We start from the raw sequence: 23,186 nt of genomic DNA, 5'->3' as shown, positions 1-23,186 counted from the left end.
CGGTTCCGGCCAGCCATTTAGTTGGCGGCAGCCTTGTTCATGCGGCGACGATCGGATTCGTTCAGGAAACGCTTGCGGATACGGATCGACTTCGGCGTGATTTCCACCAGCTCGTCGTCGTCGATGAATTCCACAGCCGATTCCAGAGTCATCTTGATCGGGGTAGTCAGGCGCACGGCTTCGTCGGTACCGGAGGCACGCACGTTGGTCAGCTGCTTGCCCTTGACCGGGTTCACCACCAGATCGTTGTCGCGGCTGTGAATGCCGATGATCATGCCTTCGTACAGCTTGTCGCCTGGCGACACGAACATGCGGCCGCGGTCTTCCAGCTTCCACAGTGCGTAGGCCACGGCGTCGCCGTTTTCCTGCGAGATCAGCACGCCGTTGTGACGACCTGGCATGTCCGGCTTCACCGGTGCGTAGTCGTCAAACACGTGGCTCATCAGGCCGGTACCGCGGGTCATGGTCATGAAGTCGGACTGGAAGCCGATCAGGCCACGTGCCGGAATATGGTATTCCAGACGGGTACGGCCCATGCCGTCCGATTCCATGTTGGTCAGTTCGCCACGGCGACGACCGATTTCTTCCATCACGCCGCCCTGGTGGTTGTCTTCCAGGTCGATGGTCAGGTTTTCGTACGGCTCGCACTTCTCGCCGTTGATGTCCTTGTACACCACGCGCGGCTTGGCCACGGCGATTTCAAAGCCTTCACGACGCATGGTTTCCAGCAGGATGGTCAGGTGCAGTTCGCCACGACCGGATACGCGGAATACGTCGGAGTCTTCGGTGTCTTCAACACGCAGTGCCACGTTGGTCAGCAGCTCTTTGGTCAGACGGTCGCGAATCTGGCGCGAGGTCACGAACTTGCCTTCGGTACCGGCCAGTGGCGAGGAGTTCACCATGAAGTCCATGGTCAGGGTCGGCTCGTCCACACCCAGCACCGGCAGGCCAACTGGCTGGTCCTTGTCGCAGATGGTCACGCCGATACCGATGTCTTCGATACCGGAGATGATGATGATGTCGCCAGCTTCGGCGCTTTCAACCGGTACACGTTCCAGGCCACGATAGCCCAGCACCTGGTTGATACGACCGGCAGCAACCTGGTCTTCGTGGTTCATTACGACAACTTGCTGGCCCGGCTTGATGCGGCCGTTCAGCACGCGGCCGATACCCATGCGACCGGTGTAGGTCGAGTAGTCCAGTGCGGAGATCTGGAACTGCAGCGGGGCGTCGGCATCACCGGCCGGAGTCGGTACGTGCTTGAGCACGGTCTCGAACAGCGGACGCATGTTATCGGACTCTTCTTCCAGCTCCAGCTTGGCAAAGCCGTTCAGGCCGGAAGCGTAGATCACCGGGAAGTCCATCTGTTCGTCGTTGGCACCCAGCTTGTCGAACAGGTCGAAAGTCTGGTCTACCACCCAGTCCGGACGGGCGCCCGGACGGTCTACCTTGTTGATCACCACGATAGGACGCAGGCCCAGGGCCAGTGCCTTCTTGGTCACGAAACGGGTTTGCGGCATCGGGCCTTCAACGGCATCCACCAGCAGCAGTACGCCATCCACCATGCCCAGAACGCGCTCTACTTCACCACCGAAGTCGGCGTGACCAGGGGTGTCAACGATGTTGATGTGCACACCTTCGTACTCGACGGCGGTGTTTTTGGACAGAATGGTAATGCCACGCTCTTTTTCAAGATCGTTGGAGTCCATTACACGTTCGTCAACTTGCTGGTTTTCACGGAAAGTACCGGATTGACGCAGCAACTGGTCAACCAGCGTGGTCTTACCGTGGTCAACGTGGGCGATAATGGCGATGTTACGAATTTGTCGGGTCATGGGAACACGTAGTTTTAGAAAGTCGCGCGAATAATAGCACAAACAGGGTTGCAGTTCACCGCCTGGGGTGGCTTTATTTCGGTACACTGGCGACGTTTCATCAGGAGAACAACACAATGTACGACTGGAATGCGCTTTGGCACACTCATGCCGGCAAGCAGCAGCGTTTTGCGAGCGAGACGCTGGACATCAACCAGCTGGCCCCGGAACTGGGCGCCACGCTGCATCGCGCCGCGCGCAACCCGCACGACATCGCCGTCTATGACCACGGCGATCACTACAGCCTGCTGCGCCACGACCAGGGGCTGCAGCTGCTGCGTCTGGAAAAACGCGTCCTGTTCGACATTGCCATCCGCCTGGTCACCGCCGACGAGGGTCAGGCGCTGGCACTGCCCTACCTGGAAGTGCTGGTCGACAACCTCGCCACCGGCGAAGCCGGCAGCTGGCGCGCCGAAGTCCGCTGCAGCGAGGATGGCGAACTGCTGGCCAACGACGCCCTGCTGCAACACGAACAGCCGCCGCTGATGGACTGGCCCGAGCTGAGCTTTGCCGACGATGTCCGCTTTGCCGCCGCGCTGCGCGACAGCTGGCAGGAAGCCGCCGAGGCCGTCACCCTCGACGCCGCCGCCTGGTTCAACGCCGAAGCGCTGGAGCAGCACGCGGCCGAACCACCACTGGACGCCCGCATTCAGCAGATGTGCGAGCGCTACGCCGAGATCGTCCGCCGCGAGCAGGCGCTGTTGTCGCGCCAGTTCAGCGACGAGGAACTGATGCTCATCGCCGAGGTGTTGCGCGGCGTGACCTTCGAATCCGCCGAATCCTGCCGCGGCCTGTGGCTGGCGGTGGAAAACCGGCTGCTGCAGGACGAACTGGACCGCAAGCACGGCGTCGATGGCGCCGCGCTGCTGCGCCAGCTGCAACAACTGAGCTACACCCAGGAAGTGGCGCTGATTGAGGCGCTGGCACCGGCGCAGGACTGAGAACCTGTTCACGACCTGCTGCGCTTCGTGAAACGTTACACGGTGAGTACGCCTTCGGAATGCTCATTGACCCCATGTCAACCCCGCTTCCTCAGCCGTTTTCGCCTTGTCTCGCTCTAGCTCGCGAGATCGTGAACACGTTCCAAGCAAAAAAAAACGGGGCAATCCATCCAAAGATTGCCCCCACCCCTATCCATTCAGCAGAAAGTGAACACCGTTTGCTGATGCACTGCATCATAGAGGCGCCAGATTACGCCGCCGTGACAGGGAACAGCGTCAGCACCACCTTGCCGAGGTTGCGGTTGTCGGCCAGATACTGGTGCGCCTCGGCCACCGCCGCCAGCGGATAGCTGCTGTCCAGCGTCACGCAGGCGCGACCGGACTGTAGCGCCGGCAGCACCTGCGTTTCCAGCGCCTGCGCCAGCTGCGCGCGCCGCGCCAGCGGCTGGGTGCGCAAGGTCGAGCCTTGTACCCGCAAGCGCTTCATTAGTAGCTGCGCCAGATTGATCTCGCCCTTGCTGCCGCCCATCACCCCGATCAGCAGCAGCCGGCCGTCGGCGCGCAGGCTGGCCAGATTGTCGGCAAACAGCGCCGCGCCCACCGGATCGAGGATCACGTCGACACCGCCCGCGGCCTTGAGGTTGGCCGCAAAGCCCGGCTGGCGGCTGTCGATGGTCAGCATCGCGCCCAGCAACTGGCAGTAACAGCGCTTCTCCTCGCTACCGGCGCTGGCCACCACCTCGGCGCCGAGCAAACCTGCCAGCTGGATCGCCGCCGCGCCGACACCGCTGGCGCCGGCGTGTATCAGCGCCCGCTCGCCCTCCTGCAGCTCGGCCAGTTCGACCAAGTTCAGCCACGCCGTCATCCACGCCTCCGGCAGGCTGGCGGCCTCAACCCAGCTCAGCCAGTCCGGCTTCGGAATCGCCACCGCGCTGTCCAGCAGCGCGTACTCGGCATAACCGCCGCCCGCCACCAACCCGAACACGGCATCGCCCTGCTGAAAGCGCGACGGGCCGTTGACGGCATCGACAATGCCGGCCACCTCCAGCCCCAGCAGCGGCGACGCGCCCGGCGGCGGCGGATAATGCCCTTCGCGCTGCACCAGATCCGCCCGGTTCACGCCGGCGGCCAACACCCTGACCCGCAGCTGGCCCGGCTGCGGCTGCGGTTTTTCGATCAACGCCAGTTCCAGCGTTTCCACCCCGCCCGGGGCCTGTTGAATCACGGCCTGCATAGACATCATTGACCCTCCGCAAGCTAAGCATGTGCACTTGCATTACAATAGCACGCCATGAGCGCACCCTGTTTCCACTGCGGGCTTCCCGTCCCCGCCGATGCCGACTACCCCGTCCGTTACCGTCAACTCCAGCAGCACACCTGCTGCGCCGGCTGCCAGGCCGTGGCGCAGACCATTATCGATGCCGGACTGGACGACTACTACCAGCACCGCACCGAAGGCGGCCGCCCGGCCGAGGCGCTGCCGGCCGAGCTGCTGCAACAGATGCAGCTGTACGATAACGACGAACTGCAGAAAAGCTTTGTCCACCTCGAAAGCGAAAACGTCCGTGAAGCGGCGCTGATGCTGGAAGGCATTACCTGCGCCGCCTGCGTCTGGCTCAACGAGCAGCAACTGCGCCGCCTGCCCGGCGTGCTGACGGTGGACATCAACTACGCCACCCACCGCGCCCGCGTACGCTGGGACAACAGCCGGCTGCAACTGTCCGCCATCCTGGAGGCCATCGCCGCCATCGGCTACCGCGCCCATCCCTACGACGCCTCGCGCCAGGAAGCGCTGCACCAGAAAGAGCGCAAGCAGGCGCTGAACCGCTTGTGGGTCGCCGGGCTGTCGATGATGCAGGTGATGATGTACGCGGTACCGGTGTACATGGCGCCGGACGGCGAGATCGAGGCGCAATACCTGTGGCTGCTGCACTGGGCCAGCTTCGTGCTGACCGTGCCGGTGGTGATCTACTCCGCCATTCCGTTCTACCGCGCCACTTGGCGCGACATGAAAACACGCCGCGCCGGCATGGACACCCCGGTCACCATCGGCATTCTCACCGCCTTTTTCGCCAGCTTCTGGGCGCTGATCAACCGCATCGAACACGGTATCTACTTCGACTCGGTATCGATGTTCGTGTTCCTGCTGCTGGGCGGGCGCTACCTGGAAGGCATGGCGCGACGCAAGACCGGCGAGGCGACCGAACGGCTGGTCAAACTGCTGCCGGCGTTCGCCCACCGCCTCGACAACTGGCCGGCCTCGCGCGACAGCAGCGAGGTGGCTGCGGCCAACCTTGCGCTGGGCGACCTGCTGCTGGTCAAGCCCGGCGAAACCATCCCCGCCGACGGCATCATCCGCGACGGCCAGTCCAGCATCGACGAATCGCTGCTCAGCGGCGAGAGCCTGCCAGTCGCGCGCCGCAGCGGCGAGGAAGTGGTCGCCGGCAGCGTCAACAGCGCCAGCCCGCTGGTGATCGAGGTCAACCGCATCGGCCAGGGCACCCGCCTGGCCGGCATCGTGCGGCTGCTGGACCAGGCACTGGCGGAAAAACCGCGGCTGGCGCTACTGGCCGACCGCTTCGCCAGCGTGTTTGTCGCCGCGCTGCTGCTGGTGGCGCTGGCCACCTTTGCCTGCTGGTACTGGTACGAGCCGGCACGCGCGCTGTGGATCACCGTCGCGGTGCTGGTGATCTCCTGCCCCTGCGCGCTATCGCTGGCAACGCCGGCGGCACTCACCGCCGCCACCGGCCACCTGGCGCAGCTGGGCGTGCTCACCGCCCGCGGCCATGCGCTGGAGACGCTGAGCAAGATTACCGACGTGGTGTTCGACAAGACCGGCACCCTCACCCACGGCCGCATGCAGCTATTGCAACTGCAGACCTTCGGCGCGCTCGACAACAGCGCGGCGCTGGCACTGGCGGCGGCGATGGAATCCGGCTCCGAGCACCCGATCGCGCGGGCACTGCTGGCCGCCAATGAGGCGCCACTGCCGGCGCTCGGTGACGTGGTCAACACTCCCGGCCAGGGCATCAGCGCCCGCCTGCAGGACACCGCCTGGCGTCTGGGGCGGCCGGAATTCATCAGCAGTCGTTCACCAACCATCCCGGCCGACTGGCCGGCGGCGGCAACCTGCATCGCGCTGGGCCACGACGACGAGATCGTCGCCCTGTTCGCCATCGGCGACCAGCCGCGCGCCGAGGCCGCCGCCGTGGTGCAGCAGCTGCAGCGCCGCGGCCTGACCCTGCACCTGCTGTCCGGCGACGCCGCACCGGCGGTCGAACACCTTGCGGCCAACCTTGGCCTGGATCACGCCCGCGCCGCGGCCACGCCGGAAGACAAGCTGGCCTACGTCAGCCAGCTGCAGCAACAGGGTCGCCGCGTGCTGATGATCGGTGACGGCGTCAACGACGCGCCGGTGCTGGCGCGCGCCGACGTGTCGCTGGCGATGGGCGGCGGCACCGATGTCGCTCGCGCCAGTGGCGACCTGATCCTGATCCACGACGAGCTGGGACGGCTGCCGGCGACGCTGGCACTGGCGCAGCGCACCATGCACATCATCCGCCAGAACCTGTGGTGGGCGGCGCTGTATAATCTGCTGGCGCTGCCGCTGGCCATCGCCGGCTGGATCACGCCGTGGCTGGCCAGCCTCGGCATGGCGCTCAGCTCCTTACTGGTGGTGGGCAACGCCCTGCGCCTGATCAAACGGGATAAATGATGGAAAGCCTGTATTTGCTGATACCGATGAGCATCGTGCTGGTGTTTTTTATCGGCGTGCTGTTCTGGTGGTCGACCCGCTCCGGCCAGTTTGACGATCTGGAAGGCCCGGCGCACCGCATCCTGATGGACGACGACGACACCAGCGACGACGCCGGCACCCCGCCAGCCGCACGCTGAGCACCGTCTCACCCTGACGCCACGCCGAGGCTTCGGCGTGGCGTCGTGCTTTTCTGTCCTGCCGCCGCGCGGCGTGGCAAAAAAACGGGGGAGCAAGCTCCCCCTCGAAAACCGCACCGTTGCAGGGCACGCAGCCGGCACGGTCACAACCCCCGATCGCCACCGCGTCACGGCGACCATCGGCTTGCCGCCATTGTGCGCAGCGCCCCACCATTCGGCCAATTAATTGTCGCCAAACTGGCGATTATGTTTTTCAATCACTCTGCCGCGGCACAAGGCGGCAGGCAGCCGCTAAAATGGCCGGCCTTACGCAGCAATGCCAATGGCGTTGCCCGTCATAGCCAATCAATACGAGTAACGCCGCCAGCGCGGCCAGCAAGGACACGACACGGATGAGAATCCTGATTCTGGGAGGAGGACAAGTTGGCGCCAGCGTGGCGGAAAGCCTGACCAACGAAGGCAACGATGTCACCGTGGTCGATCAGGACGCCAACCTGCTCAAGCTGCTGCAGAACCGCCTCGACATCCGTACCGTGCTCGGCAACGCCGCCCATCCGTCGGTGCTGCTCAATGCCGGCGCCGAAGACGCCGAGCTGTTGCTGGCGCTGACCCGCAACGACGACACCAACCTGCTGGCCTGTGCGCTGGCCCGTACCCAGTTCAACATCCCCACCTGTATCGCGCGCATCCGCGCCAGCGATTACGTGGAGGGCCGCCACGCGGTGCTGAAGCAGTTCTCGGTCGATCACGCCATTTGCCCGGAGCAGATCGTCACCAACAACCTGTACCAGCTGCTGTCCTACCCGCGTGCGCTGCAGGTGCTGGACTTCGGCCACGGCCTCGCCCAGCTGGTGGTGGCCCGCGCCGGCAGCGACGGCAAGCTGGTCGACCGCCCGCTGAAGCAGATCCGCGACGACATGCCGGACAGCGACTCGCGCATCTGCGCCATCTACCGCAATGACAAGCTGATCGTGCCGGATGGCAACACCGTGATCGCCTCCGGCGACGAGGTGTTCTTCATCGCCGCCAAGGCCGACGTGCCGGGCATGCTCGGCGAGCTGCGCAGCAGCGAGAAGCCGGTGCGCCGGGTGATGATCGCCGGCGGCGGCAACATCGGCTACCGCCTGGCGCGGCTGCTGCAGGACGACTACGAGGTCAAGCTGATCGAGGCGCGCGGCGAGCGCGCAACGTGGCTGTCGGAAAACCTGGACAAGGCACTGGTGCTGCATGGCGAGGCCACCGACGAGGCGCTGCTGGAAGACGAAAACATCGACGAGATGGACGTGTTCTGCGCGCTGACCAACGACGACGAAGACAACGTGATGTCCACGCTGCTGGCCAAGCGCATGGGCGCCCACCGCGTCATTGCGCTGGTCAACCGCTCCAGCTATGTCGACCTGCTGGAGGGCAACCGCATCGACGTGGTGATCTCGCCGCACCTGTCCACCATCGGCTCGGTACTGGCGCACCTGCGCCGTGGCGATGTGGTGGCGGTGCACCCGCTGCGCCGTGGCGCCGCCGAGGCCATCGAAGTCATCATTCACGGTGACGAACGCACCTCGCGCCTGGTTGGCCGCAAGGTGGAAGACATCAACATGCCAACCGGCTGCACCCTCAGCGCGGTGATCCGCGGCCAGCAGGTACTGATGGCGCACCACGACCTGGTGCTGTGCAGCGAAGACCACCTGATCATCTTCGTATCGCGCCGCCGCCAGCTGCGCCAGATCGAGAAGCTGGTGCAGGTCAAGATGGGGTTCTTCTGACATGCTGCTGCAAGGCATCCACCACGTGGCGCTGATCTGCCGCGACTACGCGCAGAGCCGCGCCTTCTACCACGACACTCTGGGGCTACCCATCGTCAGCGAGCACTACCGCGCCGGGCGCGAATCGTGGAAGCTCAACCTGGCACTGCCCGACGGCAGCCAGCTGGAGCTGTTCAGCTTCCCGTCGCCACCGCCGCGCCCCAGCCATCCGGAGGCCTGCGGCCTGCGCCATCTCGCCTTCCGCGTCGCCGATCTCGACCACGTCATCGCCACGCTGGCTGCGGCCAACGTGGCCAGCGAAACGGTGCGCACCGACGAATACACCGGCCGCCGCTTCACCTTTATCGCCGATCCGGACGGCCTGCCGCTGGAGCTGTACGAAATGGCGTCACCATGCTGAAAATCCTGCCCGTCATCCACGTGCTGGCCAAGCTGATCATGCTGTTTTCCGGCACGTTCGCCTTCCCGGCGCTGGTGTCCTGGTATTACGACGACGGCACGCTGCCCTACTTTGTCCGCGCCGCGGCCGCCAGCGGCATCGCCGGCTTCCTGCTGTGGATCGCCACCGCCCGCTTCGAGCGCGAGCTGAAGCCGAAGGACGGCTTCATCCTGGTGACGCTGCTGTGGATCACCTTTGCCGTCACCGCCTGCCTGCCGATGCTGTTCTACCTGCCGGGCATGACGGTGACCAATGCCTTTTTCGAGTCGATGTCGGCGCTGACCACCACCGGCGCCACCACCATGCAGGGGCTGGACCGGCTGCCGCCGTCGATCAACTTCTGGCGCCACTTCCTGACCTGGCTCGGCGGCATGGGCATCATCGTGCTGGCGGTGGCGGTGCTGCCACTGCTGGGCATCGGTGGCATGCAGCTGTACAAGGCGGAAACCCCCGGCCCGATGAAGGACAACAAGCTGGCGCCGCGCATCGGCCAGACCGCGAAGAACCTGTGGTACGTGTACTCGGCGCTGACCCTCGCCTGCTACGCCTGCCTGCTGCTGGCCGGCATGGCGCCGCTGGACGCGCTATGCCACGCCTTTACCGCGGTGGCGCTGGGCGGCTTCTCCACCAAGGACAGCAGCATCAGTCACTTCGACTCCTGGCAGATCGAGGCGGTGCTGTGCGTGTTCATGATCCTGGCGGCGATGAACTTCGCCACCCACTTTCTCAGCTGGCAGCGCCGCAGCCTGAAAAGTTACTGGCACGACATCGAGGCGCGCTACGTGGTGCTGTTGCTGCTGGGCAGCATCCTGGCGATGAGCCTGTACCTGTGGTGGCAGCAGATCTACACCTTCACCACCGCGCTGCGCTACGTGTCGTTCAACCTGATCTCGGTGGCCACCGATACCGGCTACGCCAGCACCGACTACGCACAGTGGCCGATATTCGTGCCACTATGGATGCTGTTCCTGTCCTGCCTCACCGTCAGCTCCGGTTCCACCGGCGGCGGCATCAAGATGATCCGCACCCTGATCCTGACGCGGCAGGGCTACCGCGAGATGAGCACCCTGCTGCACCCGAAAGCGGTGCTGCCGCTGAAAATCGGCAACCGCGTGATTCCGGAAGCGGTCGCCTTTTCGGTGCTCGGTTTCATCTTTGTCTACTTCATGAGCGTGGTGGTGTTTACCTTCGTGCTGATCGGCAGCGGGCTGGATTTCATCACCGCCTTTACCGCCAGCCTGGCCTGCATCAACAACATCGGCCCCGGGCTGGGACAGATCGGCCCGACCGGGAACTACGCCGGTCTCAGCGATTTCCAAACCTGGGTGTGCACGCTGGCCATGCTGGTGGGCCGCCTCGAGGTGTTTAGCGTCCTGATTTTGTTTACCCCTACTTTCTGGCGAAAATGACCATGCGACATTCCTTATCCCTGCTGGCTTTCGCCCTGCTGCCCTGCTTTGCCCACGCCATCAGCGACAGCACGCTGCTGGCCGCGCGCGAAGCCTTCCGCAACAACGACAGCGCGCAGCTGGCCAGCCTCGGCAATGGCAGCGGCGACCGCGACCCGCTCGCCGCGTGGCCGGGCTACTGGCAGGCGCGACTGGCACTCGACAACGGCGACGACAACCCGAGCCGTGCCTTCATCAGCAACGGCGGCAACGCCTTCCTGCGCGAGCGGCTGCTCAACGACTGGGTACAGTCGCTGGGCAAGCGTGGCGACTGGGACGGCATCCTGCGCGTGGCGCCGGCGCTGTCCGGCGAGGCGCGCGACGCCGACAGCAGCTGCTGGCTCGACGTGGCCACCCTCAACCGCCGCCAGACCGTGGCCAGCGCGCCGGACCTGTGGCAGAACGTGCGTCTGTCCGACGGCTGCGCACGACTGGTGGAAGAACAGGCCGCCCGCGGCATCCTGACCCCGGCGCAGACCGAGGCGCGCATGCGCCTGCTGCTGGCCGGCAACTATCTGACCGTGGCGCGGCGGCTGGCGGCGGCGGCCAACCTTGGCGAGCGCTTCTTCACGGCAGGCGGTGCCGAACAGCTGGTGCAGCAACTGCTGACCCTCGGCAAGAACAACCCGGTGGCGGCGCTGGAACGGGCCGCCGCCAGCGAGGCGATGTTCAGCAAGGCGCAAAGCGGCTTCCTCTACGGCCAGCTGGCACTGCGCAGCGCGCAGCGGCTGAACATGCCGCAGGCGCTGGATGCCTTCGAGCGCGCCGACCCGCAGCAGCTGACCGACGAGCAATGGGAATGGTGGCTGCGCGCCGCGCTGCGCCAGCAGGACTGGGGCCGGCTGGAACAGCTGAGCCGTCGTCTGCCGGAAGCGCTGGCCGGCAAGGGTGCCTGGCAGTACTGGCGCGCACGCAGCCTGCAGGCGCTGGGCCGCGGCAACGAGGCCACGCCGCTGCTGATCAAGATCAGCTTCGAGCACAACTACTACGGCCTGCTGGCCAAGGAAGAACTGGGCACCACGCTGGAAGCCCCGCTCAGCCGCAGCCCGACCCCGCTGACACTGCAGCGCCAGCTGCTGGCCGACCCCGACATCCAGCACGCGCTGGCGCTGTTCGAGCTGTCTCTGCGCAACAACAAGCCGGAATGGCGCGAAGACGGCCGCCGCGTGTGGCGCTGGGCGCTGCGCGGCCGCAACGACGAGCAGCTGCTGGCCGCCGCCGAGATCGCGCTGGAGCGCAACCTCTACGACATGGCGATCTATGCCGCCGAGCGCACCGTGCGCACCCATGACTTCAGCCTGCGCTTCCTGACCCCGTACCGCGACACCACCCGCCGCTACGCCAGCCAGCTGGAAATCGACGAAGCCTGGGTTTACGGCCTGATCCGCCAGGAAAGCCGCTTCCTTAACGTCGCCCGCTCCGGCGTCGGCGCCAGCGGCCTGATGCAGCTGATGCCGGCGACCGCGAAATGGGTGGCCGGCAAGATGGGCCTGCCGAGCTACCAGGTCAACGATGTCGACACCAATATCCGTCTCGGCACCTGGTACCTGCGCCACGTGCTGGACAACCTGTCCAGCCACCCGGTACTGGCCACCGCCGCCTATAACGCCGGCCCCGGCCGCGCCCGCGGCTGGCAGGCGGCGATGCCGCTGGAAGGCGCCATTTACGCGGAAACCATTCCGTTTACCGAAACCCGCGACTATGTTCAGAAGGTGATGGCCAATGCGGTCTATTACGCCGGTGCGTTCCGCCAGCCCGGCAACACGCTGAAATCGCGACTGGGTACCATCCCGGCACGCTGACCGGCGTTCCGACAGGGAGATAACATGCACCAATTCAACAGAATCGCCGTGATCGGCGGCGCCGGCTTCGTCGGCAGCTACATCGCCGAAGAGCTGACCCGCTACGGTGCGCAACTGAGCATCGCCACCCGCCGCCGCGAGCGGCACAAGGGCCTGCTGCTGCACCTGCCAAGCGCGGATCTGGTCGAAACCAACGTCCATGACGCCGGCCAGCTGGAACAGTTCCTCGCCGGCCACGACGCGGTGATCAGCATGGTCGGCATCCTGCACGGCTCGCGTAACGACTTCGAGAAGGCGCACGTGCAGCTGACCGGCAAGATCATCGCCGCCTGCAAGAGCCAGGGCATCCGGCGCATCGTCCACATCAGCGCGCTGGGCGCCGGCGAAAGCGCGCCCAGCGACTACCAGCAGACCAAGGGCAAGGCCGAGCGCCTGCTGCGCGACAGCGGACTGGACGTCACCATCCTGCGCCCGTCGGTGATCTTCGGCGCCGGCGACAGCTTCCTGACCCTGTTTGCCAGTCTGGCCGCCGTCGCGCCCTTCATCCCGCTGGCCGGTGCCAACACCCGCTTCGCGCCGGTATGGGTCGAGGACGTCGCCCGCGCGGTGCGCGTCTGCCTGGAGCAGGACGCCAGCATCGGCCAGACGCTGGAGCTGACCGGCCCCAAGACCTACACCCTGCGCCAGCTGGTGGCCTATGCGGCCAACCTTGCCGGCCATCCGCGCACGCTGATCGCGCTGCCGGAAGGCCTCGCCATGCTGCAGGCGACGCTGATGGAGCTGCTGCCCGGCAAGCCGCCGCTGAGCCGCGACAATGTGCGCTCGCTGCGGGTCGATAACGTCAGCCAGCAGCCGTTCCCGGCGCTGCTCGGCTTCAGCCCGACGGCGCTGGAGGCGGTGGCGCCGCTCTACCTCGGCGAACAGGAATTCAACCGCCAGCTCGACCGCTACCGCAAACAGGCCGCCCGCCGATGAAGTGCTACATCGTTGGCGGTGCCGTGCGCGACCGCCTGCTGGGGCTGCCGGTGGCCGACCGCGACTGGGTGGTGGTCGGCGCCACGCCGGAGATGATGCAGGCGCGCGGCTTCCGCCCGGTGGGCAAGGATTTTCCGGTGTTCCTGCACCCGCAAACGCAGGAGGAATACGCGCTGGCGCGCACCGAACGCAAGAGCGGGCGCGGCTACCACGGCTTCGTGTTCCACACCTCGCCGGAGGTGACGCTGGAAGAAGACCTGATCCGCCGCGACCTCACCATCAACGCCATCGCCGAGGACGAACACGGCGCGCTGACCGACCCCTACGGCGGCCAGGCCGACCTGCAGGCGCGGCTGTTGCGCCACGTCAGCCCGGCCTTCGCCGAAGACCCGGTGCGCATCCTGCGCCTGGCGCGCTTCGCCGCGCGCTTCGACTTTGCCGTCGCCGAAGAGACCATGCAGCTGATGCATGACATGGTGGCCGCCGGCGAGGCCGACGCGCTGGTGGCGGAGCGGGTATGGCAGGAGCTGGCCAAGGGGCTGATGACGGCCAGACCGTCGCGCATGCTGCAGGTGCTGCGCGACTGCGGCGCGCTGGCGCGACTGCTGCCGGAGCTGGACGCGTTGTTCGGCGTACCGCAACGCGCCGACTACCACCCGGAAATCGACTGCGGCGACCACGTGATGCGGGTGCTGGACTACACCGCCGCCTGCGGCCAACCTTTGAGCGTGCGCTTTGCCGCGCTGATGCACGATCTGGGCAAGGCGCGCACCCCGGCGGAGATCCTGCCGCGCCACCTCGGTCACGAGGCGCGCGGCGAGGTGCCGCTGCTGGCGCTGTGCGAGCGGTTGCGGGTGCCCAGCGACTGCCGCGACCTGGCACGACTGGCCACCCTCTACCACACCAAGATCCACCGCGCCGCCGAGCTGCGCGCCGACACCGTGCTGCGCCTGCTGCGCGACTGCGACGCGCTGCGACGGCCGGAGCGCTTCCTGCAACTGCTGGATGTGTGCCTCGCCGACGCCCGCGGCCGGCTGCACTTCGAGACCTGCGACTATCCGCAGGCCGAGTGGCTGCGCCAGCTGCTGGCCGCGGCGCAGTCGGTCGATGCCGGTGCCGTTGCCCGCGACTGCGCCGACAAGCGCGACATCCCGCAGGCGGTGGACCGCGCCCGCGTCGCCGCCATCGCCGCCTGCCGGCGCCAGCTATTCCCCACCGAAAGCCAGCCATGAGCCGGCTCGATGTCACGCTGCTGCGCGGCGGCACCAGCAAGGGGCTGTTTTTCCGCCACGACGACCTGCCGCCGGCCGGTGCGGCACGCGACGCGCTGCTGCTGCGCGTGCTGGGCAGCCCCGACCCCTACGGCAAGCAGATCGACGGTCTCGGCACCGGCATCTCCACCACCAGCAAGGTAGTGCTGCTGCGACCGTCGCTACGTGACGACCACGACATCGACTACCTGTTCGGCCACGTGTCGATCGCCGAGCCGCTGATCGACTGGTCCGGCAACTGCGGCAACCTCAGCGCCGCGGTGCCGCTGTTTGCGCTGCTGCAAGGCATGGTGGCGCACGCGCCGCGCGACGGCGCCGTCAGCGTGCGCATCTGGCAGGCCAATATCGGCAAGACCATCATCGCCGAGCTGGCCATGCGAGACGGCCAGCCGGTGTGGGAAGGCGACTACCGCATCGACGGCGTCGCCTTTCCCGGCGCGCCGCTGACGCTGCGCTTTCTCGATCCCGCCGGCGGTGCCAGCGGCCGGCTGTTCCCCACCGGCCGCGTCTGCGACAGCTTGAGCCTGCCGGACGGCAGCAGCCTGGCCGCCACGCTGATCGACGCCGGCAACCCGACCGTGTTCGTGCGTGCCGCCGATGTTGGCCTGGTCGGTGACGAGCGCGGCGACATCGCCGATGCCGCGGTCAACCGGCGCCTGGAATGGGCACGCGCCGCCGGTGCGGTGGCGATGGGCCTCTGTGCCGACATCGCCACCGCCAGCCGCGAGCGGCCGGCGACGCCGAAGGTGAGTTTTGTGTCACCCAACACGGCGCCCGGCGTGGCGCTGACCGCGCGCATCCTGTCGATGGGCCGGCTGCACCACGCCTACACCGGCACCGGTGCCATCGCACTGGCGGCGGCGGCCGCGATCGACTGCACGCTGGTGGCGGAAGCCTGCGGCGGCGTGGTGCGCGGCGAGGCGCTGCGCTTTGCCCACGCCAGCGGCCAGCAGCAGCTGGAGGCGCGGCTGTCGTCCACGCCGGCCGGCTGGCACATCGACGAGGTGGTGATGACGCGCACCGCGCGGCCGCTGCTGCAGGGCAGCCTGTTCCTGCCGAGCCAGTACTGACGGTTGCGGCCAACCCTGGCGCAAGGCTGGCCGCAATGGCGCCCCGTTAGCCCTTTGTCATCACATGCTGGCATACTGCGGCTTTCTTCTAGCATCAGGAGCCCCCATGGCTATCCTTATCCTGTTCGGCCTCGTCACCCTCATCGTCATCGCCGGCCTGCGCGTCATCGACCAGCAGACGCTGGCCATCGTCGAGACCTTCGGCAAGTTCTCGCGTGTGCTCACCCCGGGCCTGAACTGGATCATCCCCGGCGTGCAACGCATCGCCTGCCTCATGGACCTGCGCGTGCAGGAGCTGTCGGCGCAGGTCGAGGTCAAGACCCGCGACAACATGTTCGTCACCCTGCCGGTGGCGATCATGGTGCGGGTGATTCCGGAACGCGCCGCCGATGCCTACTACCAGCTGGCGTCACCGCAGGAGCAGGTCAAGACCTGGGTGCTCAACACCCTGCGCTCGTCCACCGCGGCGATGACGCTGATGAACATGTACGAGGACCGCGACGAGCTGGCGCAGCAGATGCAGGCCAGCCTTGCCGAGCGCATGGGCACCTACGGTTACGAGATCGTCAGCGTGCTGATCGACCAGCCGACGGTGTCGGAAGAGGTGCAGCACGCGTTCAACAGCGTGATCGCCTCCGAGCGCAAGCGCGAGGCGGCGGTGCAGGAGGCGGAAGCCAAGCGCATCCTGATCGTCGGTGAAGCCCGCGCCGAGGCCGAATCGCAGCAGCTGCGCGCCGAGGGTCTCGCCCGCGCCCGCACGGTGCTGGCCGCCAGCCTGACCGAAGCCATCGCCCAGGCCAAGGGCAGCGGCATCAGCGAGAACGACATCATGTACCTGCTGCTGGAAACCAACCGCCTCGACACCGTGAAATACGCCAGCGAGAAGGGCAAGCTGGTGCTGATGGACCTGCGCGCGCCGGCCAGCCAGGCCGGGCTGCAGATTCCGCTGGATTAAGCCGGACCCGTCCGCAGCGCAGAGCAAGCTTGGCCGCCATATTGCGGCCAAGCTTTTTTGCATTTCAGCCGCCGCCACGATGCGGCAAGCTTATTGACGTTGCACCGCGGCAGCGGGCATGATGCCAGAGCGCAAAACAGCGGGATTCACCCGTGCTGCAGACAAAGGAATCGGAGAAACCATGAGTCAGTTCGACAACGTCAGCGTTGTAAAAGAAGCCAATGTTTATTTTGACGGCAAGTGCGTCAGCCACGGCATCATCATGCCGGACGGCAGCCGCAAGTCCGTCGGCGTGATCCTGCCGGCCAAGCTGCTGTTCAGCACCGGCGCCCCGGAAATCATGGAAATCCTGGCCGGCGAATGCAAGGTCACCCTCGCCGGCGAAACCAGCGCCAGCAGCTACAAGGCCGGCGACTCGTTCAAGGTGCCGGGCGAAAGCTCGTTCCAGATCGAGGTCAGCGACACCGTGCACTACGTCTGCCACTTCGGCTGAGCCGTCGCTCGGCACAGAAGCCAGGGCCACTTCGGTGGCCCTGTTTTTTTTGCGGCCAACCTTGACTACGCCATTGGTGGTGACCGCTTCCGCCGGATGGTCGCCCTTGACCCAGGACAAGGCTGCCCGCCTTGCCGCTTGCTACTGTGCGCCGGTCCCGACTGACGGAAACACAGCATGCAACGTCTTCCCGAACTGATCTGCCCGGCGGGCAGCCTGCCCGCGCTGAAGGCCGCCATCGACAATGGCGCGGACGCGGTCTATCTCGGCCTCAAGAACGACACCAACGCCCGCAATTTTGCCGGGCTGAACTTCGACCACCGCAGTGCCAGCGAGGGCATCCGCTACGCCCGCGATCGCAAGCGCAAGGTGCTGATGGCGATCAACACCTACGCCCGCGGTGGCGACAGCCTGCGCTGGCGCGCCGCCATCGACGAGGCCGCTGCGCTGGGCGTCGACGCAGTGATCCTCGCCGACCTGGGCCTGCTCGCCTACGCGCACGAACGCCACCCGGCGCTGCGCCTGCACCTGTCGGTGCAGGGCTCGGCCACCAACTACGAAGCCATCAATCTGGCGCAATCGCTGTTCGGCGTGCAGCGCGCGGTGTTGCCGCGGGTGCTGACGCTGGACCAGGTGCGCCACGTGATCGCCAATACCAGTGTCGAGATCGAGGTGTTCGGCTTCGGCAGCCTGTGCGTGATGGTGGAAGGCCGCTGCCTGCTGTCCAGCTACGCCACCGGCGAATCGCCGAACAGCCACGGCGTCTGTTCGCCGGCGCGCTTCGTGCGCTGGGAGGACAACGGCCAGGGCATGGACGCCCGCCTCAACCACATCCTGATCGACCGTTACGGCACCAGCGAAACCGCCGGCTACCCGACGCTGTGCAAGGGCCGCTTCGAGGTCGAAGGCCATACCGATTACGTGCTGGAACAGCCGTCCAGTCTCAATGTGCTAGCGATGCTGCCGCAGCTGCTGGACGCCGGCGTCGCCGCGATCAAGGTCGAAGGCCGCCAGCGCAGCCCGGCCTATGTCGCGCAGGTCACCCGCGCGCTGCGCGAGGCACTGGATCAGGCCGGCCAGAGCGCGCAACGCTTCAGCGTGAAGCCGGCGTGGCAACAGGCCTTGGCCAAGGTGTCGGAAGGCCAGCAGGTCACCCTCGGCGCCTACGACCGGCCGTGGAAATAACAAGGAGACGCTTCAGTCATGTCACATTCCGCCATGAGGCTCTCGCTCGGGCCGCTGCAGTACTTCTGGTATCGCGACCAGGTAATGAATTTTTACGCCGAAGCCGCCAGTTGGCCGCTGGACATCATCTATCTGGGCGAAGTGGTCTGTTCGCGGCGCCAGCAATTGCGCACCCGTGACTGGATCGCCCTTGCCGACGATCTCGCGGCCAGCGGTAAGGAGATCATTCTCTCCAGCCAGGTGTTGCTGGAGAGCGAAAGCGACCTCAAACGCCTGCGCCAGCTGATCGAACACGGTGCCGTGCGACTGGAGGCCAACGATCTGGGCGCGGTGCGCCTGCTGCACGAACGCCAGCTGCCGTTCGTCGCCGGCCCGCACCTCAACATCTACAACCGCGACACCCTGCGCCTGTTCCAGCAACTGGGCGCCTATCGCTGGGTCTGTCCGCTGGAATGCAGCGCCAGCCTGCTGCGCGACATCCTCGGCGACGAGGAAGACCTGCCACAGACCGAGCTGTTCGCCTGGGGCCGGCTGCCGCTGGCCTACTCCGCGCGCTGCTTTACCGCCCGCCACTACCGGCTTAACAAGGACGACTGCCAGTTCAAGTGCCTGGAGCATCCGGAAGGCATGACCATGCACACTCAGGATGGCCAGCCCTTCCTCGCCATCAACGGCATCCAGACCCAGTCCGCGGCGCGGCAATCGCTGCTGGCGCACTATCCGGCGCTGCAGCACAGCGGCGTCAACATCCTGCGTCTCAGCCCGCAGGCCGACAACATGGCCGCCATCGTGCAGCAGTTCCGTGACGTGCTGACCCAGCCGGCGACCGCCGCCGCTGCCGCGAACCGCCTGCAGTCGCTGTCCGCGATGCCGCTGGCCGACGGCTACTGGCGCGGCGAGGCCGGCATTGCCTACCAGGGAGACCACCATGCCTGTTCCTGACTTTACCCTGCCGCCCTTCGGCCGCCGCTGGCTGCAACGCCTGCCGGCGACGCCGCCGGCGTGGCTGCTGGTGCACAGCCTCAACCAGCTACAGAAGCGGCAGGTGCTGGCCGCCGACATGAGCCTGCTCAGCGGCAAGACCTTCGCGGTGGAGATTTGCGACGCCGGCCTGACGCTGACCTTCTGTGCCGATGACGAGCGCTTCCACACCGGCAGTAGCGGCGACGCACCCGACCTGCGGCTGGCCGCCAACCTGGCCGACTTCCTGCGGCTGATGCTGCGCGAGGAAGACCCGGACACGCTGTTCTTCTCGCGCCGGCTGCGCATCGAGGGCGACACCGAGCTGGGGCTGATCGTGAAAAACCTGCTCGACAGCGTCGACTGGGACAGCACGCCGCTACGCCGCTTCATGCAGCACTAGCCGCGATGGCAAAAGGTTGGCCGCAACGCCGTGAGCGTTGCGGCCAACCTTTTTTCCGTTTGTCAGTCATGCACTGCTAGCGGATGTGCGACAGCCCTTCGCCACTGGCAATGCGCTGGTGCACCACGGCATTGAAATGGCCGATCCAGCGCCGGTCGAACTGCGACTCGCAGGCGTTCAGCTCCGCCACCGCGCGCAGCAGCGAACGGGCTTGCTGGCGCTGGCTGTGCTTGAGGATCACCGCCTCGAACGCGTCGACAATCGCGATCAGCCGCGCGCCGTCGCAAATGCTGTCGCCGCCCAGCCCGGCCGGGTAGCCCTTGCCGTCCAGCCGTTCGTGATGCTGGCGCACCATCAGCGTCGCCTCTTCCCAGCCCGCCATCCGCGCCAGTAGGTCGGCGCCCCATTGCGGGTGATGCGCCAGCTGCGCCCGCTCTTCCTCACTCAAGCGCCCCTGCTTCAGCCACAGCGCTTCCGGCAGGAACATCATGCCCAGATCGTGGAGGTAGATCGCCGCCTCCAGCTGCAACGGATTAACCGCAAAGCCGGCCGCCTCGTTGCAGGCGCGCGCCAACAGCAGGTTGCGCTCGGTACGCCCCTGGAACAGCAGCGAACGCTGCTCGAACTGCATCGCCAGCTGGTGGAACAGGCGCAGGTCATCGCGCTGGCTGGCGCTGAGCGCGGCGGCACGGGCATCGGCCTGGTACGGCACCACCGGCTTGTAGCCGGTCACCGTCTCGATCAGGTGGGCAATGGCCTCGTCCAGCGCCGCCGGTGGCGTTTGCGCGACCTGCGTCAGCTCGTGGCACAGCAGGTGAAAGTCGGCCAGCTGCGCCTCGCTGTGCAGCTCCAGCGTCTGCATCAGCAATTCCAGCCGGTCCAGCGCCAGAAACAGCACCTGCTCGATGTTGTAGCCGAACAGCAGCTCGCCGCTGCGCACCCGTACCAGCACTTCCTCCATGCCGTGCAGCAAGGGCGCCACGAAGCCCAGCCGGCACAGCCCGGCATCGCCCTTGATGGTGTGCAGCAGGCGCATCAGTTCGCCCAAGAGCGCCGTGTCGCCCGGTTTTTGCCGCAGCGCAGTCAGCAAATGGGCGATCCGCGGCGCATAGTCTTCCAGCGCATTCTGGAAATCGGTAAAGCTTTCTTCGTCTTCGATGCGGTAATACGCAGGTAAATTGGCCACGCCACGCCTCCGGAGAATGTCGGGTCTTGTTTGGCTTATCGATGCTGTATAGCCAATGACAGGCCAATGTGCCATAGCCGGCGGCAACGCGCCGCCAAAGCTTGACCAGACGCAATGATTGCCCGCTTCCGCCCCGGATTTCCGACAATTTTCTCCCCGCACGCCAAAAAACACTTGCCGAGGACGGCACCAACAGGCAGACTGCGTTCTGCAGTTTTTCAAGATGTGATCTGTCAGTTGTTGTAGTGGCCCTGCCCGTACCACAGTTTGTCATTTCTCTTGATTGACATGCGCTTTTCTCAATTTACCTATTCTCCAAAGGGAACAGAACATGGCAACCGGTACCGTTAAATGGTTTAACGACTCCAAGGGCTTCGGCTTCATCACTCCAGACAACGGCGGTGACGACGTTTTCGCTCACTTCTCCCAGATCAACTCCAAAGGCTTCCGCACTCTGGCTGAAAACCAGCGTGTAAGCTTTGACATCGTTGACGGCCCTAAGGGCAAGCAAGCTTCCAACATCCAGCCAGAGTAATTCTGCCGCTGGCTGAACGAAAGCCGAAAAAACCCGGATCATGTCCGGGTTTTTTGTTTTGTTACTGCGCGCAAGGCACTGCCATGAACCCTACCGACCAAGACGCCATTCTTGATGCAACTCGCCGCTGGCTGGAAAACGCCGTCATCGGGCTGAACCTGTGCCCGTTTGCCAAGTCGGTCTACGTCAAGAACCAGGTGCGCATCATCGTCAGCGAAGCCCGCGATCCGGCCACCCTGCTGGAACAGCTGATGCTGGAACTGCGCCTGCTGCAGGAAACCGATCCGCAGGAAATCGACACCACCCTGCTGGTGCACCCGCACACGCTGCAGCGCTTCCTCGATTTCAACGACTTCCTGGAAATTGTCGATGCCGCGGTGGCCGACATGGGCCTGGAAGGCGAAATCCAGATCGCCAGCTTCCACCCGAAATTCCAGTTTGCCGATACCACCGTCAACGATATCAGCAACTTCACCAACCGCTCGCCTTATCCGACCCTGCACCTGATCCGCGAAAGCAGCATCGCGCGGGCAGTGGAGGCCTTTCCGGAGGCGGAGGCGATCTTCGAGCGCAATATCGAGGTGCTGGAAGAGCTGGGACACGCCGGCTGGGTGGCACTGGATGTCGGCCCGGAACGCAAGCAGCCATAAAAAAACATCACGCCTGGCGTGATGTTTTTTTATTACCGGCCGTGGCGCCGCTTACTGGTTGCGGGGGTGCTTGCCGGTGATGTCGCGATAAAAGGTGCGAATCTGCGGCATGTCCACCGCGATATCACCACCAGGCTGATACAGCGCCAGGATGCCGCCACGCTTGTTGGGGTAGTCGAGATACGCCAAGGCAATCGGCACGCCGGCGCCCTGCGCGATGTAATAGAAACCGCTCTTCCACTCCGTCACCCGGCCACGGGTTCCCTCCGGCGGCACCGCAAGCACCAGCGCGTCACGCTGGCGGAATTCGGCCACCATCTGCTCCACCAGCGAATTGTTCTGGCGACGGTCAACCGCGACGCCACCCAGCCAGCGCATCAGCGGCCCGAACGGCCCGCTGAACAGGGTGTGCTTGCCCATCCAGTAGATCCGGGCACGGGCGGCAAAGCAGAACATCAGGGTGAGCGGAAAATCCCAGTTGCTGGTGTGCGGCGCACCGATCAGCACGTACTTCTGCAGACGGGGAAAGTCGCCTTCCAGCCGCCAGCCGAGCAGGCGCAGGGTGGCAACGGAAAACCAGCGACAAAGGGTACGCACGACCGGCGTATCGAAAATGGTGTAGTGCATGCAACGCCCCAAAGGCGATAACCGCAGGGGCTAGCGCAATCCGATCAGCTTGCCGGCCACCAGGGTGGCCGGCGCAAAGAGGGCGAGAGTGTACACCATGTGTCGCGGCACAGGCTTATTGCGCCGTCAGCTGGCCGGTCACGATCAGTTCGATGATGCGCTCGGCGGTATCCATGTCCGCCTGCTGGTAGGCCGACTTGACGTAGGGCAGCAGGCGCGCCAGTTCCGCTTCGCTGGCATTCGCGGTCAGTGCCGACATGTCGTAGATGAAGCGCACGAACAGCACGCCCGGCTCCGGCTCCTCGATGCGCATGATGCGCGAGCCGCCCGGGTGCAGCTCCGTGGCCTGCGCGTGGTAGCGCACCTCCTGCTCCACCTCCAGCTCGATACGCTCGTGCACGATCAGCGTGCCGAAGGCGATTTCGCGCTGCCAGACACTGCCCTCGCGCGCCACGATGCGCGCACTGGTGATGTTTTCGTCGAACTGCATCGGCAGCTCGGCGCGCAATACCAGCCCCTGCCACAACTGCTGCCGGGTCAGTGCCGGCGCCTGGCTGCTATCGGCGGGAGAGATGCGAATCAAATGTTCAAACTGCATGACAACAATCCTCACAGTGGCGGTTCCGCCGGTGATGTTCTGATGCCGGCCATTGTAGCTTGGTTGCAATTTCGCAACATAAAAAGCCGGCATCCACGGCATTCTTTAATCAAACAA

The 23,186-nt window shown here is 65.6% G+C and carries 22 protein-coding genes; 17 read left to right on the top strand and 5 right to left on the bottom strand.

All coding sequences use genetic code 11. From position 1 onward, the window contains the following. Nucleotides 1-17: 17 nt before the first annotated feature. Nucleotides 18-1,835 carry a translational GTPase TypA gene (typA, locus tag NOM55_RS12015; protein ID WP_047965291.1) on the bottom strand — a complete coding sequence of 606 codons (1,818 nt, stop codon included), beginning with the start codon at nucleotides 1,833-1,835 and terminating at the stop codon, nucleotides 18-20. Between the two features lie 116 nt (nucleotides 1,836-1,951). On the opposite strand from typA, the gene NOM55_RS12010 reads away from it, so the two are divergent. Then, on the top strand, nucleotides 1,952-2,815 hold the full coding sequence (locus NOM55_RS12010) for a hypothetical protein (protein WP_255908750.1): 864 nt from the start codon (nucleotides 1,952-1,954) through the stop codon (nucleotides 2,813-2,815). A gap of 250 nt (nucleotides 2,816-3,065) precedes the next feature. Here the strand turns inward: NOM55_RS12010 and NOM55_RS12005 are convergent, their stop codons facing one another. Beyond that, nucleotides 3,066-4,058 carry an NAD(P)H-quinone oxidoreductase gene (locus NOM55_RS12005; protein WP_255908749.1) on the bottom strand — a complete coding sequence of 331 codons (993 nt, stop codon included), beginning with the start codon at nucleotides 4,056-4,058 and terminating at the stop codon, nucleotides 3,066-3,068. Nucleotides 4,059-4,106: 48 nt separating this feature from the next. Between NOM55_RS12005 and NOM55_RS12000 the strand changes: the two genes are divergently transcribed. The 14 genes from NOM55_RS12000 to NOM55_RS11935 all read left to right on the top strand — a co-directional run bounded on the left by NOM55_RS12000 (nucleotide 4,107) and on the right by NOM55_RS11935 (nucleotide 19,473). Continuing rightward, nucleotides 4,107-6,530: a heavy metal translocating P-type ATPase gene (locus NOM55_RS12000; protein WP_255908747.1), complete on the top strand. Its 2,424-nt coding sequence runs from the start codon at nucleotides 4,107-4,109 to the stop codon at nucleotides 6,528-6,530. Continuing rightward, on the top strand, nucleotides 6,530-6,709 hold the full coding sequence (ccoS, locus tag NOM55_RS11995; protein WP_120809774.1) for a cbb3-type cytochrome oxidase assembly protein CcoS: 180 nt from the start codon (nucleotides 6,530-6,532) through the stop codon (nucleotides 6,707-6,709). The genes NOM55_RS12000 and ccoS overlap by 1 nt, the downstream gene beginning before the upstream one ends. A 392-nt stretch (nucleotides 6,710-7,101) precedes the next feature. Continuing rightward, nucleotides 7,102-8,472, top strand: a complete 1,371-nt coding sequence (gene trkA / locus NOM55_RS11990) for a Trk system potassium transporter TrkA (RefSeq protein WP_255908746.1) — start codon at nucleotides 7,102-7,104, stop codon at nucleotides 8,470-8,472. A gap of 1 nt (nucleotide 8,473) precedes the next feature. Then, on the top strand, nucleotides 8,474-8,872 hold the full coding sequence (locus NOM55_RS11985) for a VOC family protein (protein WP_255908745.1): 399 nt from the start codon (nucleotides 8,474-8,476) through the stop codon (nucleotides 8,870-8,872). After that, complete coding sequence (locus tag NOM55_RS11980) at nucleotides 8,866-10,320, top strand: TrkH family potassium uptake protein (protein WP_202902670.1); 1,455 nt, start codon at nucleotides 8,866-8,868, stop codon at nucleotides 10,318-10,320. Before NOM55_RS11985 ends, NOM55_RS11980 begins: the two co-directional genes overlap by 7 nt. Before the next feature lie 2 nt (nucleotides 10,321-10,322). Continuing rightward, entirely contained in the window at nucleotides 10,323-12,161 is a 1,839-nt protein-coding gene (locus NOM55_RS11975; protein WP_255908744.1) for a lytic transglycosylase domain-containing protein, read from the top strand. A 24-nt stretch (nucleotides 12,162-12,185) separates the two neighbouring features. Beyond that, nucleotides 12,186-13,136 (top strand): complex I NDUFA9 subunit family protein, encoded by a 951-nt coding sequence (locus NOM55_RS11970; RefSeq protein WP_255908743.1) that lies wholly within the window; start codon nucleotides 12,186-12,188, stop codon nucleotides 13,134-13,136. Continuing rightward, nucleotides 13,133-14,368 (top strand): multifunctional CCA addition/repair protein, encoded by a 1,236-nt coding sequence (locus NOM55_RS11965; RefSeq protein WP_255908742.1) that lies wholly within the window; start codon nucleotides 13,133-13,135, stop codon nucleotides 14,366-14,368. Before NOM55_RS11970 ends, NOM55_RS11965 begins: the two co-directional genes overlap by 4 nt. Further along, on the top strand, nucleotides 14,365-15,477 hold the full coding sequence (locus NOM55_RS11960; protein ID WP_255908741.1) for a PrpF domain-containing protein: 1,113 nt from the start codon (nucleotides 14,365-14,367) through the stop codon (nucleotides 15,475-15,477). The genes NOM55_RS11965 and NOM55_RS11960 overlap by 4 nt, the downstream gene beginning before the upstream one ends. Nucleotides 15,478-15,583: 106 nt before the next feature. Beyond that, complete coding sequence (locus NOM55_RS11955; protein ID WP_255908740.1) at nucleotides 15,584-16,432, top strand: SPFH domain-containing protein; 849 nt, start codon at nucleotides 15,584-15,586, stop codon at nucleotides 16,430-16,432. Nucleotides 16,433-16,613: 181 nt separating this feature from the next. Further along, nucleotides 16,614-16,925 (top strand): pyrimidine/purine nucleoside phosphorylase, encoded by a 312-nt coding sequence (locus NOM55_RS11950; RefSeq protein ID WP_120809766.1) that lies wholly within the window; start codon nucleotides 16,614-16,616, stop codon nucleotides 16,923-16,925. A gap of 177 nt (nucleotides 16,926-17,102) precedes the next feature. Then, on the top strand, nucleotides 17,103-18,110 hold the full coding sequence (locus NOM55_RS11945) for a peptidase U32 family protein (protein WP_255908739.1): 1,008 nt from the start codon (nucleotides 17,103-17,105) through the stop codon (nucleotides 18,108-18,110). Nucleotides 18,111-18,128: 18 nt separating this feature from the next. Then, nucleotides 18,129-19,052, top strand: a complete 924-nt coding sequence (locus NOM55_RS11940) for a U32 family peptidase (RefSeq protein ID WP_255908738.1) — start codon at nucleotides 18,129-18,131, stop codon at nucleotides 19,050-19,052. Further along, nucleotides 19,039-19,473 carry an SCP2 domain-containing protein gene (locus NOM55_RS11935; protein ID WP_120809763.1) on the top strand — a complete coding sequence of 145 codons (435 nt, stop codon included), beginning with the start codon at nucleotides 19,039-19,041 and terminating at the stop codon, nucleotides 19,471-19,473. The genes NOM55_RS11940 and NOM55_RS11935 overlap by 14 nt, the downstream gene beginning before the upstream one ends. A 76-nt stretch (nucleotides 19,474-19,549) precedes the next feature. Here NOM55_RS11935 and NOM55_RS11930 read toward each other — a convergent pair whose 3' ends face one another. Then, on the bottom strand, nucleotides 19,550-20,659 hold the full coding sequence (locus NOM55_RS11930) for an HD domain-containing phosphohydrolase (protein ID WP_255908737.1): 1,110 nt from the start codon (nucleotides 20,657-20,659) through the stop codon (nucleotides 19,550-19,552). Between the two features lie 331 nt (nucleotides 20,660-20,990). Here NOM55_RS11930 and NOM55_RS11925 point away from each other — a divergent pair, with 331 nt between their 5' ends. Next, entirely contained in the window at nucleotides 20,991-21,194 is a 204-nt protein-coding gene (locus NOM55_RS11925) for a cold-shock protein (RefSeq protein WP_047965275.1), read from the top strand. An 83-nt stretch (nucleotides 21,195-21,277) separates the two neighbouring features. Beyond that, the gene (locus tag NOM55_RS11920; RefSeq protein ID WP_255908736.1) at nucleotides 21,278-21,844 is read left to right on the top strand and encodes a DUF1415 domain-containing protein; all 567 of its coding nucleotides are present in this window, start codon (nucleotides 21,278-21,280) and stop codon (nucleotides 21,842-21,844) included. Between the two features lie 51 nt (nucleotides 21,845-21,895). On the opposite strand, the gene NOM55_RS11915 is transcribed toward NOM55_RS11920, so the two are convergent. Together NOM55_RS11915 and NOM55_RS11910 are read right to left on the bottom strand one after the other, a co-directional pair. After that, the gene (locus tag NOM55_RS11915; RefSeq protein ID WP_255908735.1) at nucleotides 21,896-22,471 is read right to left on the bottom strand and encodes a lysophospholipid acyltransferase family protein; all 576 of its coding nucleotides are present in this window, start codon (nucleotides 22,469-22,471) and stop codon (nucleotides 21,896-21,898) included. A gap of 115 nt (nucleotides 22,472-22,586) precedes the next feature. Next, the gene (locus NOM55_RS11910; protein WP_170152097.1) at nucleotides 22,587-23,069 is read right to left on the bottom strand and encodes an AtaL-like protein; all 483 of its coding nucleotides are present in this window, start codon (nucleotides 23,067-23,069) and stop codon (nucleotides 22,587-22,589) included. Nucleotides 23,070-23,186 lie beyond the last annotated feature (117 nt).

Origin of the sequence: Vogesella sp. AC12, assembly GCF_024437575.1 — a bacterium.
In the GTDB taxonomy this organism is placed as follows: Bacteria; Pseudomonadota; Gammaproteobacteria; order Burkholderiales; family Chromobacteriaceae; genus Vogesella; species Vogesella indigofera.
This window is presented reverse-complemented; position numbering and strand designations above follow the sequence as displayed.

Bases quoted from the DNA above. Each gene is read 5' to 3' on its own strand.
- typA (WP_047965291.1), bottom strand. From the start codon at position 1,835: ATGACCCGACAAATTCGTAACATCGCCATTATCGCCCACGTTGACCAC.
- NOM55_RS12010 (WP_255908750.1), top strand. From the start codon at position 1,952: ATGTACGACTGGAATGCGCTTTGGCACACTCATGCCGGCAAGCAGCAG.
- NOM55_RS12005 (WP_255908749.1), bottom strand. From the start codon at position 4,058: ATGATGTCTATGCAGGCCGTGATTCAACAGGCCCCGGGCGGGGTGGAA.
- NOM55_RS12000 (WP_255908747.1), top strand. From the start codon at position 4,107: ATGAGCGCACCCTGTTTCCACTGCGGGCTTCCCGTCCCCGCCGATGCC.
- ccoS (WP_120809774.1), top strand. From the start codon at position 6,530: ATGGAAAGCCTGTATTTGCTGATACCGATGAGCATCGTGCTGGTGTTT.
- trkA (WP_255908746.1), top strand. From the start codon at position 7,102: ATGAGAATCCTGATTCTGGGAGGAGGACAAGTTGGCGCCAGCGTGGCG.
- NOM55_RS11985 (WP_255908745.1), top strand. From the start codon at position 8,474: ATGCTGCTGCAAGGCATCCACCACGTGGCGCTGATCTGCCGCGACTAC.
- NOM55_RS11980 (WP_202902670.1), top strand. From the start codon at position 8,866: ATGCTGAAAATCCTGCCCGTCATCCACGTGCTGGCCAAGCTGATCATG.
- NOM55_RS11975 (WP_255908744.1), top strand. From the start codon at position 10,323: ATGCGACATTCCTTATCCCTGCTGGCTTTCGCCCTGCTGCCCTGCTTT.
- NOM55_RS11970 (WP_255908743.1), top strand. From the start codon at position 12,186: ATGCACCAATTCAACAGAATCGCCGTGATCGGCGGCGCCGGCTTCGTC.
- NOM55_RS11965 (WP_255908742.1), top strand. From the start codon at position 13,133: ATGAAGTGCTACATCGTTGGCGGTGCCGTGCGCGACCGCCTGCTGGGG.
- NOM55_RS11960 (WP_255908741.1), top strand. From the start codon at position 14,365: ATGAGCCGGCTCGATGTCACGCTGCTGCGCGGCGGCACCAGCAAGGGG.
- NOM55_RS11955 (WP_255908740.1), top strand. From the start codon at position 15,584: ATGGCTATCCTTATCCTGTTCGGCCTCGTCACCCTCATCGTCATCGCC.
- NOM55_RS11950 (WP_120809766.1), top strand. From the start codon at position 16,614: ATGAGTCAGTTCGACAACGTCAGCGTTGTAAAAGAAGCCAATGTTTAT.
- NOM55_RS11945 (WP_255908739.1), top strand. From the start codon at position 17,103: ATGCAACGTCTTCCCGAACTGATCTGCCCGGCGGGCAGCCTGCCCGCG.
- NOM55_RS11940 (WP_255908738.1), top strand. From the start codon at position 18,129: ATGTCACATTCCGCCATGAGGCTCTCGCTCGGGCCGCTGCAGTACTTC.
- NOM55_RS11935 (WP_120809763.1), top strand. From the start codon at position 19,039: ATGCCTGTTCCTGACTTTACCCTGCCGCCCTTCGGCCGCCGCTGGCTG.
- NOM55_RS11925 (WP_047965275.1), top strand. From the start codon at position 20,991: ATGGCAACCGGTACCGTTAAATGGTTTAACGACTCCAAGGGCTTCGGC.
- NOM55_RS11920 (WP_255908736.1), top strand. From the start codon at position 21,278: ATGAACCCTACCGACCAAGACGCCATTCTTGATGCAACTCGCCGCTGG.
- NOM55_RS11915 (WP_255908735.1), bottom strand. From the start codon at position 22,471: ATGCACTACACCATTTTCGATACGCCGGTCGTGCGTACCCTTTGTCGC.
- NOM55_RS11910 (WP_170152097.1), bottom strand. From the start codon at position 23,069: ATGCAGTTTGAACATTTGATTCGCATCTCTCCCGCCGATAGCAGCCAG.